Raw genomic sequence first — 14,303 nt, forward strand, 5'->3', positions numbered from 1 at the left:
GGATTTTGACTTTTTAGAATTAGAGACCCTTTGGACCTCTGGTTTTGCTAAAAAACCACCCCGAAAAGAACTCTTGATTCGTAATAATTGAAGAAAATCATAAAAAGATTTGTTAGAATCAGAAGAAATATTTCTTCTCTAATAGGACTTTTTATATGGTTACATCTTTTGGTAAAATTTTACGGAAACTTCGCATTGATCACTCCGAACGCCTCTTAGATATGGCTAAGAAATTAGACATATCTGTATCATTTTTATCTGCTGTAGAAATTGGCAAAAAATCTGTTCCTGTAGGACTGGAGGAAAAGATAATTGAACTCTATGCTTTAGATCAAGAGGTAGCAGAAATTTTGAGAAGAGAATCGGATGCTTGTCGCAAAAGTTTTACAATCAAGACTTCTGATCCGTTGAGAGGTGAAGCTGTTGGCATGTTTTTTAGAACTTTAAAAGATTTTTCACAAGAGGATTTAGAAGCATTCAAAACATTATTAGAGATGATTAGCGAAGCGCAAAGAAAAGAAAATGCTACTGTTGTAGACAAATGTTAGAAAATCCTATTCCCTAACTTTTATTTACGCGTCCCTCACTGTAAAAAAGCTGTATAAATACAGCAAGTTATTTTTACATAAAACTTACATGTTATCCGTGAAGGGTATACCGTAAAATCCATTGAGCACCTCCATCTTTACGCTTATGAAGTAACAAGCCAGCACCATCATTATATTTGCCAGCCCCCAATGTTGCGACAGATCTTGCATTAAGACGGTTCATAAGAGCCATTTTAAAATCCTTTCTTATACAAATTTTATCCACACATTCATCCCACTTGTGACGTGCAAGGGTATAGTTTTAATTGATTCAACATACACAGACTTGAAATGAGAGAATCTTACGATATTCGGGACTCTCATTCAACATACAAAACAGTGAATTATGATTATAAATCAATGTGTTACATGGTATTAAATCGACAGATAATACAGCTGTTAAAAGTGTGCGTCGTGCGGTTTTCTTAGGAGCCCAGAGTGCGGTTATAGGTTTTGGCAAGAATCACAGTGCAACGCATTACACACTCAAAGAAGAATATTTTGATTATGAACGTCAATTTGGTGTTGCAGCCAAGACCTTGATAGGAATGAAGAAGACCCGTTTCAAAATGCCAAATAGCGCACAAACAGCGCAAGATTTTGGAACGATTGTTATCCCCACCTACAGTGGTGAACCTGATAATTAATCATAGGGAGGAAACAAGACATGGCAGATCAATTACCCCCTCCATTACAGGGCAGAAATCTACATACCCAACAGGTAAGTTTTTTGCGGTTAAATATCTCGCATAAAGATAAGCATCTTACGGAGAAAATTGGGATATTACCCCGTGGCGCTTTGATCACTTCAATAAAAGCGTTCGTTAAGACGGCATTTTCAGAAGCGAAATTGAAGATTGGCAGCAGCTATGGGGGCAATGAGTTCAGTGAAAAAGACATCAAAGCCCAAGGCACGCAAGATTTTACGCCAACAGATCAAAAGTCTTTTGTTGCAGATGATAAGGAGATGACCCTTTATGCAACACGAGACAAAACCACCGATGCTGGTGAATGTATTGTGGTTGTGCAATTCGTAACAAATCATTGAGGGGATAAGACATGGCAGATTATTTACCACAGCCCTTGCAAGGGAGAAATCTTCATACCCAGCAGGTAAGCTTTTTGCGGCTTAATTTTAGCTATGAAGATAAAGAAAAGGTGATGAAGATAGGCACCCTCCCTCGTGGTGCTTTGATTACTTCGATTAAAGTGTTTGTTAAGACAGCATTTTCGGACACAAAGGTCAAAATAGGCAGCACTGCTGGAGGGACTGAGTTTGGTGAAGCGGAAATCAAACAACAGGCAGTAAAAGAGGTTAAGCCCACCAATCAGAAGGAATTTGTCCCTTATGATGAAGAACTTACTCTCTATGCTAAAGCTGATAAGACAGTACAAGCTGGTCAAGCAAGTATAGTCATTATATTCGGGTTAAGACCGGAGGACCGATACCTGTAAAGCGAGATGTTTATCGTCATAAGAGAACACTTTCGCACTTAGTCGATCATATAAGATATAATACTAAAAAATGAAATAAAGTCAATAGGTTGTGTGAAATTATTTTATATGAATCCACTTAAGAATCCACACTTTTATGCATGATTCATTTGATCGTTTTTTATATAAGATTGCCATGTATGAATAGACCATAAAAAGCAAATCATGATGTAAATGTTATAACGCATGTGTGCATTCAAATGAAATGAAAAGCAGATATCATTTATAACAGTTTATAAATTTTATGACACGTTTTTATCACAGCACAAATCACATTGTTTAAAAATTTAGTCGTTTGGAATTATCGATTATACGTTTAAAGAATGGTATGAGTTTTGCTCTTTTTTGAGCGAAACCTTAAAAAGGAATAATCGTTTGAAACTGTCATAAGCTTATAGGTTTAATTTATAAAGATTGCATAAAAGGATTAAGGATAAGATCACTTTTAAAACGCTTACTAAAAGTTAAAAAAATGATAAAGAGGTATTTTATATCATATGAAATGAAAAGCCTTTTAATGAATAGATTGCAGACTAGTTTTTAAGAACGGAATTATTCGCTTCCACAAAAAAATGGAGGCGGCTAATACCACAGCAGTAAAATACTATTTTACCTTAGATATGGTACTAAAAAACGTTTTAAAAGTTACCATTTAAAAGTACAGAGCACAAATATAGAGCGATTAATTTGCAAAAAAGTTATGTTTAAAAGAAACTTATGAAAGCCTTTCTAAATACTGTTTAAACGTTTGAAACAGATGTTTATAACAGTTTCTAAAGCCTTGCGTATTGATTGTTCTTTTCTCTAATCTTTCTACATCTTCTAAATTTTTTACATCCCTTAAGTTATTTACATCTTCTAAATTTTCTACATTATGTACATAAAAGTTAATTTGGATATTTTCATCTTTCTTTAAAAAAAGTAAAGGAAGAAGATGATAGTAAATTTCATTATGAACTAAGTTTATATCTAACACATTTTGTTTATAAGGCCCTTCAAAAGATAAATGTGTATTCCACCATTTATCTTTTTCGCCCTTTTCTTTTTTAAAAGAATCTTGTGTAAACTGTGGAGTGAAATTCAGTGAAATTTGAGCATGATGTTCATCTTTGCTAAAACTAATGATTTTAACTTCTTCGAATATTTTCAAGTAAGTAATACGTCCAACCCCTTTACATCCTTCTTGAATTTTATAATCACTTTTATAAGTAGAGAAAGATTTGATATTCTCTTTTGTAAATCCATCTCCATTATCAAAAACACTTATAGAAAAAATTGGTTGATTCTCCCACAAATCTGCTTTGCCATAAAGTTGGAATAAAATATCAATTTTTGTTGCATGAGCTTGTATAGAGTTAACGATACATTCCTTAAGAACTGTAACGATATTCGTTTCTGAAGAAAGATCGCGGATTATAGCATTAAGATTGACAAGCATAAGTACACCAATATATTTTATTTATATATCTCGTTGTTATATTTAAATTTTATAATGATATTAAACACACTATTCCTGATGAAAAGTTAATAATTTCTCACCATAAGAGATATTGTATATGCTTGATAACGGTTTTTGTATAGAGGTATTGGACAAGATCTCCACACACTAAAAATAAAGACTAACCAAAATTTGAAAAACTTTATTAGAATCAGAATAAAATACTTATTCTTTCTAAAGGATTTTTCAAATGTTACCCCCTTTGGTAAAACTTTACGCAAACTTCGTATTGTTCGCTCAGAACGCCTCTATAGATATGGCTAAGAAATTAGACATATCTGTATCATTTTTATCTTCTGTAGAAATTGGCAAAAAATCTGTTCCTGTAGGACTGTAGGAAAAGATAATTGAACTCTATGATTTAGATCAAGAGAAGGCTTTACTCTTAAGAAAAGAAGCTTATGTTTGTCGCAAAAGTTTTACAATCAAGACTTCTGATCCGTTGAGGCATGAAGCTGTTGGTGAGTTTGTTAGAAATTTAGAGAATTTTTCACAACAAAACTTAGCAGAATTAAAAGACGTTCTTGAGAAAGTTTGCAAAAAAAGAGGCGTCCTATAGAGATAGGTTGAAAAATCCTATTCCCTTAACTTTATTAAGGCATCCCTCGCAGTAAAAAAGATATGAATTCCAAAAACTTAATAGGAATATAAAGCTATATGGTGGGCGATGAGAGACTCGAACTCCCGACATCCTCGGTGTAAACGAGGCGCTCTACCAGCTGAGCTAATCGCCCAATGCAATGATCAGCAATTGAATGGAGACTATTTAAGGAAGAATTTTTCTAAACGCAAGAATAAAGATGGGATTTGATAATTTTTTTTAAAAATGCATAATCCTTCTTGACATGAACGCATGAACCCCTTACACGACCGCTTGTACCAAATTAAATTGGTTCGAAAAAAAATGCGCGGGTGTAGCTCAGTTGGTTAGAGTGCTGGCCTGTCACGCCGGAGGTCGCGGGTTCGAGCCCCGTCACTCGCGCCATTTCGTGATTCCTTATGAAATTTCCTTTTTAAAATATCCATATGCTATGAGTAATGTGGTGGAGTGTTTGATCGGGGAATAAATATGTTTTTTCTTTCTTTTTATATGGTTTATAATAATAGGGCTTGCGTCTTTCTTTGCTCTGCGTTACCTATGCCGATAAGAAAAGTATCGCTCTGTATGCCTTTGAAGCAGTATGAATAGAGTTAATAGAGCGATTGTTAAATTTGTCTGTTTGGTCACGCAATATTGAATCATTGTGTTAAACTCAGGCATTTCGTTATGATGGAAGAGGGTTATGGCTTATTTATTGAGCTCTTATTTGCCAGTCTTGATTTTCATTATTGTGTCAGCGGTTATTGCTGGAGTTTTGTTGATTACACCTTACATTGTAGCATATCGTTCCCCCGATCCTGAAAAATTATCGGCTTATGAATGTGGGTTTAATTCATTTAGTGATGCACGCATGAAGTTTGATATTCGTTTCTATTTGGTATCAATTTTATTTATTATTTTTGATCTTGAAGTTGCATTTCTTTTTCCTTGGGCTGTTTCATTCGAATCAATAGGTATGTTTGGCTTTTGGTCGATGATTGTGTTTTTAGCGATTTTGACTATTGGATTTATATATGAATGGAAAAAAGGAGCCCTTGAATGGAATTAAGATCTAATAATTCAACGATTGAGGCTCCAAAACCAAAAGGAATCATTGATCCAAATACTGGTGGGCTGATAGGATCTGACAATAAGTTTTTTCGTGATATCAATGCTGAATTATCAGATAAGGGTTTTTTAGTTACCTCGGCAGATGCTTTGATTACTTGGGCACGTACCGGTTCTTTAATGTGGATGAGTTTTGGTTTGGCTTGTTGTGCTATCGAAATGATGCAATGCTCAATGCCTCATTATGATAATGAGCGTTTTGGATATGCACCACGAGCTTCACCCCGCCAGTCAGATGTGATGGTGGTGGCAGGTACTCTGACAAATAAGATGGCTCCTGCTTTAAGAAAAGTGTACGATCAGATGCCAGAGCCACGTTATGTGATTTCTATGGGATCATGTGCAAACGGTGGGGGATATTATCATTATTCCTATTCAGTAGTGCGGGGATGTGATCGTATCGTGCCTGTCGATATATATGTCCCAGGGTGTCCACCTACAGCAGAGGCATTATTATACGGCATATTGTTGCTACAGAAAAAAATCCGTCGTACCGGATCCATAGAGCGATAGAGAGTTTTTTTGTCATGGTGGATGAAACATTGGTTGAGCTTGCTGCTTATTTGGAAAACAAATTAAAAAATAAGCTTGAAGAGACTGTTCTTGCTTTTGGTGAATTGACCATTGTGGCACGTCTTGATGCAATTATCGATGTCTTAATGTTTGTTCGTGATGATTCTCGCTGTCAATTTATTAATCTTACAGACATTAGTGGTGTGGATTATCCTTCTCGCGATAAGCGCTTTGATGTTTCTTACCAATTGTTATCTCCTCGTGAGAATTTACGCTTACGTGTAAAGGTTCGTACTGATGAAAATACTCCTGTTGCTTCAGCTTGTACGGTTTATCCTGGTGCAGAGTGGTATGAACGAGAAACGTATGATATGTATGGGATTTTATTTTCAGGACATCCGGATTTGAGACGGATTTTAACAGATTATGGGTTTGAAGGATATCCTTTACGCAAAGACTTTCCTGTGACAGGATTTGTTGAATGCCGTTATGATAATGAAGCAAAGAGGGTGATTTATGAGCCTGTTGTTTTGCGCCAAGAGATGCGTAATTTTGATTTTCTTTCTCCTTGGGAAGGAGGACAGTATACTTTGCCATGTGATGGGAAAGCAGATGAAAAAAAATAATATTGGTTTTGATAAGGCATTATATTAGGGTACTGTATTTCTTAAATAATTAAATATTTTTTAGCGTGATAGATTTTTTTGATATTTGATATGAAGTTTTTTAAAAAGCAAGGGGTTGATTGTGGCTGAGGTCAATGTTCGAAACTTTAATATCAATTTTGGTCCGCAGCATCCTGCCGCGCATGGGGTTTTGCGCATGGTTCTGGAGCTGGACGGTGAAGTTGTTGAGCGTGTAGATCCACATATTGGGTTGTTGCATCGCGGTACTGAAAAATTAATGGAAACAAAGACTTATCTCCAAGCTGGTCCTTATCTAGATCGTTTGGATTATGTTGCTCCTATGAATCAGGAACATGCTTTTGTTCTTGCTATTGAAAAGTTATTAGATATAAAAGTTCCTAAAAGAGGGCAATTAATACGTGTTTTGTTTTCTGAAATTGGGCGTATTCTTAATCATTTGCTTAATGTAACGACACAGGCAATGGATGTTGGTGCTTTAACACCACCGCTTTGGGGATTTGAGCAACGTGAAAGATTGATGATTTTTTATGAGCGTGCCTGTGGTGCTCGTCTTCATGCAAATTATTTTCGTCCTGGTGGCGTGCATCAAGATTTACCAGAATCTTTAGTTGAGGATATTGGTGATTTTATTGATCCATTTCTTGTTTCTCTCGGAAAACTTGACGCGCTTGTGACCCCAAATCGGATTTTTAAGCAGCGTAATGTGGATATTGGCGTTGTAAGTATTGATGAAGCTTGGGCACGCGGTTTTTCTGGGGTTATGATTCGTGGAGCTGGTGTTCCATGGGATTTGCGTAAAAGTCAGCCTTATGAATGTTACGATGAAATGGAATTCGATATTCCTATAGGTAAAAATAGCGATTGTTATGATCGCTATCTTATTCGTATGGAAGAAATGCGTCAATCAGCGAAAATTATGCGCCAATGTGTGGAACGTTTACTGAGTACTGAAAAAAATGGACCGGTTTCGAGCTTGGATCGCAAAATTGTACCACCGACGCGGAGTGAAATGAAAAGCTCGATGGAAGCACTGATTCATCACTTTAAACTCTATACGGAAGGTTTTCATACACCTCCTGGAGAAGTATATGTTGCTGTGGAAGCTCCGAAGGGTGAGTTTGGTGTTTATCTTGTTTCTGATGGAACCAATAAGCCTTATCGTGTCAAGTTGCGTGCTCCTGGGTTTGCTCATCTCCAAGCTATGGATTTTTTAACCAGAGGTCATATGTTAGCAGATGCTACAGCTATTTTGGGTTCGATTGATATTGTTTTTGGGGAGGTTGATCGCTAATGTCCGTACGCCGTCTTGCAGATGATGTTTATCAGCCCGCTGAGTTTTCTTTTACAAAAGAAAATCAGATATGGGTAAAAAATACCATAAAAAAATATCCTGCAGGGCGTCAGCAGTCTGCTGTAATTCCATTATTAATGCGTGCTCAAGAGCAAGATGGTTGGGTGACACGTGCTGCGATTGAGCATATTGCTCAGATTCTTTCCATGGCTTATATCCGTGTCTTAGAAGTTGCTACTTTTTATACTCAGTTTCAGCTTAAGCCTGTTGGAACAAAAGCGCATATTCAAGTTTGTGGTACAACGCCTTGTATGTTACGTGGTTCTGACGAATTGATTAAAGTTTGTCAGAAAAAAATTCATCATGAACCTTTTGCGACCAATCAGGATGGAACCTTATCATGGGAAGAGGTGGAGTGTCTTGGTGCTTGTGTGAATGCTCCGATGGTTATGATTTTTAAAGATACTTATGAAGATCTTACAGCTGAACGCCTTGAAGAAATTATTGATGCATTTGAAGCAGGTAAGGGTTCTGAGATAGAGGTTGGTCCGCAAAATAGTCGTAAATCGTCGGAACCGATTAGTGGTTTAACTTCTCTTATTGATGATGAGAAAGAAAAAAAGATCTCTCAAGTCTTCACCAAAAAAGGATAAGGAAAGAATGGGGAACATAATTAAGTATTTTTCTTGAGAAAATATTTTATTATTCTACCCATGATGGCAACATTTAACGAAAAGTAAGAAATCTTGAAAAGATATTTAAAAATTGCATTTGAGGAAAAGCAGAAAATGCTATGGGTAATAGAAAAAAAGGTGGGGTATGCTAGCTGATAAAGATCGTATCTTCACCAATATTTATGGTTTAAAAGACAAATCATTAAAGGCTGCGATGTTGCGTGGGCATTGGAATGGTCTGAAAGAAATGATTGACAAAGGTCGTGATTGGATCATTGATGAAGTGAAGGCATCGGGTTTACGCGGTCGTGGTGGTGCTGGTTTTCCTACTGGAATGAAGTGGTCCTTTATGCCAAAGCAGAATGATGGACGTCCTCATTATTTGGTTGTCAATGCCGATGAATCTGAACCTGGAACTTGTAAAGACCGTGATATTTTACGTCATGAGCCCCACACTTTGATTGAAGGATGTGCAATCGCTACTTTTGCTATGGGAGCCAATGTTGCTTTTATTTATATTCGTGGTGAATATATTCGTGAACGTGAAGCGCTTCAAGCTGCGGTTGATGAATGCTATGATGCGGGTTTACTTGGCAAAAAAACGAAATATGGGCATGCTTGTGATATTGTTATTCATCATGGAGCGGGTGCTTATATTTGTGGTGAAGAAACAGCTCTTCTTGAAAGTCTTGAGGGAAAAAAGGGACAACCTCGGCTTAAACCACCATTTCCTGCCAATATGGGGATTTATGGCTGTCCAACAACAGTAAATAATGTAGAGTCTATTGCCGTTGTTCCAACGATTTTGCGGCGGGGTGCTTCGTGGTTTTCATCAATCGGACGAGCAAATAATGTTGGAACGAAATTATTTATGGTTTCAGGGCATGTTAATGCACCTTGTACATTTGAAGACGCTCTTGGTGTTTCATTCCGTGAATTAATTGAAAAACATACGGGTGGTGTTCGTGGTGGATGGAATAATCTTTTAGCAGTTATTCCAGGGGGGGCTTCTTGTCCAGTCGTTCGTGGTGAGGATATGATCGATGCGATCATGGATTTTGATGGGATGCGAGATGTCGGGTCTTCTTTTGGCACAGGGGGAATGATTGTTATGGATAAATCAACCGATATTATCAAGGCAATTTGGCGTATAGCTGCTTTTTTCAAGCACGAGAGTTGTGGTCAGTGTACACCGTGTCGTGAGGGGACGGGATGGATGATGCGTCTTTTAGGGCGTATGGTTGAGGGAAGAGCGCAAAAACGCGAGATTGATCTTTTGTTTGAAGTGTCTAAACAGGTTGAAGGACACACTATTTGTGCGCTTGGTGATGCTGCCGCATGGCCTGTACAGGGGTTGATACGTAATTTTCGTCCAGAAATCGAGCGTAGAATTGATGAATACACGCGAAATGTAGTCCAAAGCAAAAATATTGCTTTAGAAGCGGTTTAATAAAGGATTTTGTTTTAAGAACGACCGAATGCAAATTTTAAGTGGGTTATCCGCAGGTTGGATGGGTGATGATAAATATCAAAGTTGATGGCAAAGAGATTGAAGTTCCTGATTACTACACGTTGCTTCAGGCTGCTGAGGCGGCTGGGGCAGAAATTCCACGTTTTTGTTTTCATGAATCTTTGTCAATTGCTGGAAATTGTCGTATGTGTTTAGTTGAGGTTAAGGGTGGTCCACCAAAACCTCAGGCTTCTTGTGCTATGGGGGTTCGTGATTTACGATTAGGGCCTAACGGTGAGGCACCTGAGATTTTTACCAATACACCGATGGTAAAAAAAGCACGTGAAGGTGTTATGGAATTTCTTCTCATTAATCATCCTTTGGATTGTCCAGTGTGTGATCAAGGGGGAGAGTGTGATCTTCAAGATCAAGCAATGCTTTATGGACGAGATTGTTCTCGTTATACAGAAAATAAACGTGCTGTAGAAGATAAATATATTGGACCTCTTGTCAAAACTGTTATGACACGGTGTATTCATTGTACACGGTGTGTTCGTTTTACAACGGAAGTTGCAGGTATTTCTGAGCTTGGTTTGATCGGTCGTGGTGAAGATGCTGAAATTACGACGTATCTTGAAAAAGCTATGACATCTGAATTACAGGGAAATGTTATTGATCTTTGTCCAGTGGGAGCTCTAACTTCAAAACCTTATGCGTTTCATGCCCGTCCGTGGGAATTGGTAAAAACGGAATCGATTGATGTGATGGATGCGCTTGGTAGTGCTATCCGTATTGATAGCCGCGGCCGTGAAGTTATGCGGATTATGCCGCGTACGAATGAAGATGTAAATGAGGAATGGATCTCTGATAAAACGCGTTTTATTTGGGATGGATTACGGACTCAGCGGCTTGATAAGCCATATGTACGCAAAGATGGAAAGCTTCAACCTGTCAGTTGGACAGAAGCTTTTGCAAAAATTAAAATGGTAATCTCTAAAATTTTTCCAGAAAAAATTGGAGCCATTGCGGGGGATCTTGCTTCTGTTGAAGAAATGTATGCCCTTAAAGCATTATTGAGTTCTTTGGGCTCAACGCTTTTTGATTGTCGTCAAAGAGGGGGGGCTTTATCGCCAGAGTTTGGGCGCTCGAGTTATATTTTTAATCCTACAATTGTAGGTATTGAACAGGCTGATGCACTGCTTATTGTGGGATCTAATCCACGTCATGAAGCAGCTGTTTTAAATGCGCGTATTTTAAAGCGCCAACGGATGGGCAATTTTCCTATTGCATTAATTGGAGAGAAAGTCGATTTACGTTATCCTTATTCTTACCTTGGATCTGGGAGTGATACATTAACGACACTTATTCGTGGAGAGGATGTTTTTTTTAATGTCTTAAAAGAAGCGAAGAGGCCCCTTATTCTTATCGGAGAGGGAGCGGTTTCAGGAAGTGAAGGTTTATCTGTTTTAAAAAGTCTTGCTAAATTAGCTGATAATATAGGTGCTCTTAGTGAGACATGGAATGGGTTTGGGGTTCTTCATAATGCAGCTTCGATTGTTGGAGGGTTGGACATAGGCTTTACTTCTAAGCTTGGGGTTGCAAATATACTTAAAACCTGTGAAGTTCTATTTTTGCTTGGTGCTGATGAAGTAGAATTAGCCAATACAAAAGCTTTTACAGTTTATATTGGGAGCCATGGTGATAATGGTGCACATGCTGCTGACGTTATTTTGCCTGCATCTGCTTACACTGAAAAATCAGGGCTTTATGTGAATACAGAAGGACGTGTTCAAATGACAAATCGGGCTGGTTTTGCTCCAGGTGAAGCAAAAGAAGATTGGGCTATTTTGCGTGCTTTATCGGATATTTTAGGACAAAAGCTCCCTTTTGATTCTCTTTCTCAATTAAGGCAATGCTTGTTTAATGATTATCCACACCTTTGTGCTGTTGATGATATAGTGCCTTCTGATATAAGTGGTCTTAAGGCGCTTGGTTCAAAAATGGTTTCTCTCGAGAGTCAAGCATTTACTTCTATGGTTAAAGATTTTTATTTAACAAATCCGATAGCACGTGCTTCTGCTGTTATGGCTGAATGTTCATCTCTTGCAAAAAACCGTGCTACACAAACAGTAAAGTAAGGCAAAGGAAAAGGAATAATGATGTATGATTTCTTTATGACTTGGCTGTTGCCATTACTCATTATAATCGGAAAAACACTTCTTCTTTTGGTCGTTCTTTTGGTCTTAGTTGCTTATCTTCTTTATGCAGATAGAAAAATTTGGGCAGCGGTACAATTGCGTCGTGGACCAAACGTTGTTGGACCATGGGGTTTGTTACAGTCTTTTGCAGATTTAATTAAATTTGTTGTTAAGGAGCCTATTATCCCTGCAGGTGCAAATAAGGGTGTTTTTCTTTTGGCTCCTTTTGTTTCAGCGACACTTGCTTTATCAACTTGGGCTGTTATTCCTGTCAATGAGGGTTGGGAGATTGCAAAGATTAATGTTGGCTTGCTTTATATTTTAGCCATTTCGTCTCTTGAAGTTTATGGTGTTATTATGGGGGGATGGGCATCAAATTCAAAATATCCTTTCTTAGGAGCTCTTCGTTCGGCGGCACAAATGGTTTCTTATGAAGTTTCCATTGGTTTTGTGCTTGTGACTGTCATTTTAATAAGTGGTTCGTTAGATCTCACAACAATTGTTTTTAAACAAACGCACGGGCTTGGTACAACTCTTGGTCTTCCTTTTAACAGTTTTCTCGATTGGAATTGGTTGGTCCTTTTTCCAATGTTTATTATATTTTTTATTTCTGCGCTTGCAGAGACAAACCGTCCTCCATTCGATTTGGTGGAAGCAGAATCCGAACTTGTTGCTGGTCATATGGTAGAATATTCTTCAACGCCTTACATGCTCTTCTTTCTAGGTGAATATGTTGCGATTGTTTTAATGTGCGCATTAACAACCATTCTATTTTTAGGCGGTTGGCTGCCTCCCTTAGATGTTTGGTGGCTTAATTGGGTTCCTGGTATCATTTGGTTTGTTTTAAAAGTCTGTTTTGTATTTTTTTGGTTTGCTATGGTTAAAGCATTTGTTCCACGTTATCGCTATGATCAGCTCATGCGGCTTGGTTGGAAGGTTTTTCTTCCTCTCTCACTAGCAATGGTTGTGATAACTGCTGCTTTTTTAAAGTTTACGGATTTCGTTTAAGAGGAGATTTTACGATGTCAGGTTTTATTCAGGCGGCAAAGTCACTTCTTCTATTGGAATTTGTGAGTGCTTTTTTCTTAGCTATGCGTCAATTTTTTTCACCAAAACCCACGATTAATTATCCTTATGAAAAAGGTTTTGTATCTCAGCGTTTTCGTGGTGAGCATGCATTGCGTCGCTATCCAAATGGTGAAGAACGGTGTATTGCTTGTAAATTATGTGAAGCGATTTGTCCTGCTCAAGCGATTACAATTGAAGCTGGGCCACGGCGCAATGATGGTACACGTAGAACTGTCCGTTATGATATAGACATGGTTAAATGTATCTACTGTGGTTTTTGTCAAGAAGCCTGTCCGGTTGAGGCTATTGTCGAAGGTCCAAATTTTGAGTTTGCGACGGAAACACGTGAAGAACTTTATTATGATAAAGAAAAACTTTTATTGAATGGAGATCGCTGGGAGCGAGAAATTGCTCGAAATATATTGATGGATGCGCCTTATCGTTAAGTGTATCGTTAAATGAGGTGTCGGATATTTTTCCGATAAATTGTAATCTGGTATGAAGTTTATACCAATTGTTTGAATAATTAAGGAGAAGCCTATGCTAACAGATCTAGCGGCGGCATTTTTCTATTTGTTTGCTTTTATTATGCTAACAAGTGCAGTTATTGTTATTACAGCACGCAATCCAGTGCATTCTGTTTTGTTTTTAATCCTCGCATTTTTTAATGCAGCAGCTTTGTTTTTACTTGCAGGAGCAGAGTTTTTAGGGCTTATTCTGCTTGTTGTGTATGTTGGAGCTGTCGCTGTTTTATTTTTATTTGTCGTTATGATGCTTGAAGTTGATTTTGCTGAGTTAAAGAGTGGAACTCTTCGGTATGCTCCTATTGGAGCTCTTATTGGTGTTATTATCGCTGTAGAATTGATTGTTGTTTTTATGAGTAGCTATTTTTCTCCAGTCTTGAGAACGCATGTTACGCAACCAATGCCAGATTTAGCGCAGCGAACAAATACACAAGCATTAGGTGATATTCTCTATACGGATTATGTTTTCTATTTTCAAATTGCTGGAATGATTTTATTGGTTGCAATGATTGGAGCTATTGTTTTAACACTTCGTCATAAATTAGGAGTAAAGCGGCAATCTATTGCGGAGCAAGTTTCTAGAACGGTAGAAAGTGCCATTGAAATCAAACAAGTTGAATCAGGCAAAGGTATGTAAGGGGGGCTATGCAG

The 14,303-nt window shown here is 37.7% G+C and carries 13 protein-coding genes, 2 tRNA genes and 4 pseudogenes; 16 read left to right on the forward strand and 3 right to left on the reverse strand.

Annotated elements, in window-relative coordinates; genetic code table 11:
- Positions 1–155 precede the first annotated feature (155 nt).
- The gene (locus ACFIMS_RS02595; RefSeq protein ID WP_375660029.1) at positions 156–548 is read left to right on the forward strand and encodes a helix-turn-helix domain-containing protein; all 393 of its coding nucleotides are present in this window, start codon (positions 156–158) and stop codon (positions 546–548) included.
- Positions 549–642: 94 nt separating this feature from the next.
- On the opposite strand, the pseudogene ACFIMS_RS02600 reads toward ACFIMS_RS02595, so the two are convergent.
- Positions 643–780 (reverse strand): annotated as a pseudogene (locus ACFIMS_RS02600) (integrase); the annotation flags it as partial.
- A 184-nt stretch (positions 781–964) separates the two neighbouring features.
- Between ACFIMS_RS02600 and ACFIMS_RS02605 the strand changes: the two are divergent.
- The 3 genes and pseudogenes from ACFIMS_RS02605 to ACFIMS_RS02615 all read left to right on the forward strand — a co-directional run.
- Positions 965–1,234 (forward strand): annotated as a pseudogene (locus ACFIMS_RS02605) (DUF4043 family protein); the annotation flags it as partial.
- A gap of 20 nt (positions 1,235–1,254) precedes the next feature.
- Positions 1,255–1,635, forward strand: coding sequence for a hypothetical protein (locus tag ACFIMS_RS02610; RefSeq protein WP_375682522.1), 381 nt, complete (start codon positions 1,255–1,257; stop codon positions 1,633–1,635).
- An 11-nt stretch (positions 1,636–1,646) separates the two neighbouring features.
- Complete coding sequence (locus tag ACFIMS_RS02615; RefSeq protein ID WP_375696370.1) at positions 1,647–2,042, forward strand: hypothetical protein; 396 nt, start codon at positions 1,647–1,649, stop codon at positions 2,040–2,042.
- A 754-nt stretch (positions 2,043–2,796) separates the two neighbouring features.
- Here ACFIMS_RS02615 and ACFIMS_RS02620 read toward each other — a convergent pair.
- Complete coding sequence (locus ACFIMS_RS02620) at positions 2,797–3,519, reverse strand: ATP-binding protein (protein ID WP_375681244.1); 723 nt, start codon at positions 3,517–3,519, stop codon at positions 2,797–2,799.
- Positions 3,520–3,735: 216 nt separating this feature from the next.
- Here ACFIMS_RS02620 and ACFIMS_RS02625 point away from each other — a divergent pair.
- Positions 3,736–4,138 (forward strand): annotated as a pseudogene (locus tag ACFIMS_RS02625) (helix-turn-helix domain-containing protein).
- A 99-nt stretch (positions 4,139–4,237) separates the two neighbouring features.
- On the opposite strand, the gene ACFIMS_RS02630 reads toward ACFIMS_RS02625, so the two are convergent.
- Positions 4,238–4,313 (reverse strand) — tRNA-Val (locus ACFIMS_RS02630).
- A 174-nt stretch (positions 4,314–4,487) separates the two neighbouring features.
- Between ACFIMS_RS02630 and ACFIMS_RS02635 the strand changes: the two genes are divergently transcribed.
- The 11 genes and pseudogenes from ACFIMS_RS02635 (at position 4,488) to ACFIMS_RS02685 (ending at position 14,289) form a co-directional block, all read left to right on the forward strand.
- A tRNA-Asp gene (locus tag ACFIMS_RS02635) sits at positions 4,488–4,564 on the forward strand.
- Between the two features lie 298 nt (positions 4,565–4,862).
- Positions 4,863–5,228, forward strand: coding sequence for an NADH-quinone oxidoreductase subunit A (locus tag ACFIMS_RS02640; protein WP_005773599.1), 366 nt, complete (start codon positions 4,863–4,865; stop codon positions 5,226–5,228).
- Positions 5,219–5,800: a NuoB/complex I 20 kDa subunit family protein gene (locus ACFIMS_RS02645; RefSeq protein WP_375638388.1), complete on the forward strand. Its 582-nt coding sequence runs from the start codon at positions 5,219–5,221 to the stop codon at positions 5,798–5,800. The genes ACFIMS_RS02640 and ACFIMS_RS02645 overlap by 10 nt, the downstream gene beginning before the upstream one ends.
- A gap of 14 nt (positions 5,801–5,814) precedes the next feature.
- Positions 5,815–6,426 (forward strand): NADH-quinone oxidoreductase subunit C, encoded by a 612-nt coding sequence (locus ACFIMS_RS02650; protein WP_375613458.1) that lies wholly within the window; start codon positions 5,815–5,817, stop codon positions 6,424–6,426.
- A 121-nt stretch (positions 6,427–6,547) separates the two neighbouring features.
- Positions 6,548–7,738, forward strand: coding sequence for an NADH-quinone oxidoreductase subunit D (locus tag ACFIMS_RS02655; RefSeq protein WP_375613457.1), 1,191 nt, complete (start codon positions 6,548–6,550; stop codon positions 7,736–7,738).
- Positions 7,738–8,428: pseudogene (nuoE, locus tag ACFIMS_RS02660) on the forward strand (NADH-quinone oxidoreductase subunit NuoE). The gene ACFIMS_RS02655 and the pseudogene nuoE overlap by 1 nt, the downstream one beginning before the upstream one ends.
- A gap of 129 nt (positions 8,429–8,557) precedes the next feature.
- Positions 8,558–9,862: an NADH-quinone oxidoreductase subunit NuoF gene (gene nuoF / locus ACFIMS_RS02665; RefSeq protein WP_375681243.1), complete on the forward strand. Its 1,305-nt coding sequence runs from the start codon at positions 8,558–8,560 to the stop codon at positions 9,860–9,862.
- 68 nt (positions 9,863–9,930) lie between these two features.
- On the forward strand, positions 9,931–12,000 hold the full coding sequence (nuoG, locus tag ACFIMS_RS02670; RefSeq protein ID WP_375613455.1) for an NADH-quinone oxidoreductase subunit NuoG: 2,070 nt from the start codon (positions 9,931–9,933) through the stop codon (positions 11,998–12,000).
- A gap of 21 nt (positions 12,001–12,021) precedes the next feature.
- A complete protein-coding gene (gene nuoH, locus ACFIMS_RS02675; RefSeq protein ID WP_375632259.1) occupies positions 12,022–13,068 on the forward strand; it encodes an NADH-quinone oxidoreductase subunit NuoH in 1,047 nt (348 codons plus the stop codon).
- Positions 13,069–13,082: 14 nt separating this feature from the next.
- Positions 13,083–13,574, forward strand: coding sequence for an NADH-quinone oxidoreductase subunit NuoI (nuoI, locus tag ACFIMS_RS02680; RefSeq protein WP_273723184.1), 492 nt, complete (start codon positions 13,083–13,085; stop codon positions 13,572–13,574).
- Positions 13,575–13,668: 94 nt separating this feature from the next.
- Positions 13,669–14,289 (forward strand): NADH-quinone oxidoreductase subunit J, encoded by a 621-nt coding sequence (locus ACFIMS_RS02685; RefSeq protein WP_375696371.1) that lies wholly within the window; start codon positions 13,669–13,671, stop codon positions 14,287–14,289.
- The last annotated feature ends 14 nt before the right edge of the window (positions 14,290–14,303 follow it).

The organism is Bartonella sp. AP331QHHD (genome assembly GCF_042195905.1).
Classification (GTDB): domain Bacteria; phylum Pseudomonadota; class Alphaproteobacteria; order Rhizobiales; family Rhizobiaceae; genus Bartonella.

Excerpts from the sequence above, each read along its gene's own strand:
- nuoF (WP_375681243.1), top strand. The coding sequence starts at position 8,558 with ATGCTAGCTGATAAAGATCGTATCTTCACCAATATTTATGGTTTAAAA.
- ACFIMS_RS02610 (WP_375682522.1), top strand. The coding sequence starts at position 1,255 with ATGGCAGATCAATTACCCCCTCCATTACAGGGCAGAAATCTACATACC.
- ACFIMS_RS02595 (WP_375660029.1), top strand. The coding sequence starts at position 156 with ATGGTTACATCTTTTGGTAAAATTTTACGGAAACTTCGCATTGATCAC.
- ACFIMS_RS02685 (WP_375696371.1), top strand. The coding sequence starts at position 13,669 with ATGCTAACAGATCTAGCGGCGGCATTTTTCTATTTGTTTGCTTTTATT.
- ACFIMS_RS02620 (WP_375681244.1), bottom strand. The coding sequence starts at position 3,519 with ATGCTTGTCAATCTTAATGCTATAATCCGCGATCTTTCTTCAGAAACG.
- ACFIMS_RS02615 (WP_375696370.1), top strand. The coding sequence starts at position 1,647 with ATGGCAGATTATTTACCACAGCCCTTGCAAGGGAGAAATCTTCATACC.
- ACFIMS_RS02645 (WP_375638388.1), top strand. The coding sequence starts at position 5,219 with ATGGAATTAAGATCTAATAATTCAACGATTGAGGCTCCAAAACCAAAA.
- ACFIMS_RS02650 (WP_375613458.1), top strand. The coding sequence starts at position 5,815 with ATGGTGGATGAAACATTGGTTGAGCTTGCTGCTTATTTGGAAAACAAA.
- ACFIMS_RS02640 (WP_005773599.1), top strand. The coding sequence starts at position 4,863 with ATGGCTTATTTATTGAGCTCTTATTTGCCAGTCTTGATTTTCATTATT.
- nuoH (WP_375632259.1), top strand. The coding sequence starts at position 12,022 with ATGTATGATTTCTTTATGACTTGGCTGTTGCCATTACTCATTATAATC.
- nuoG (WP_375613455.1), top strand. The coding sequence starts at position 9,931 with ATGATAAATATCAAAGTTGATGGCAAAGAGATTGAAGTTCCTGATTAC.
- nuoI (WP_273723184.1), top strand. The coding sequence starts at position 13,083 with ATGTCAGGTTTTATTCAGGCGGCAAAGTCACTTCTTCTATTGGAATTT.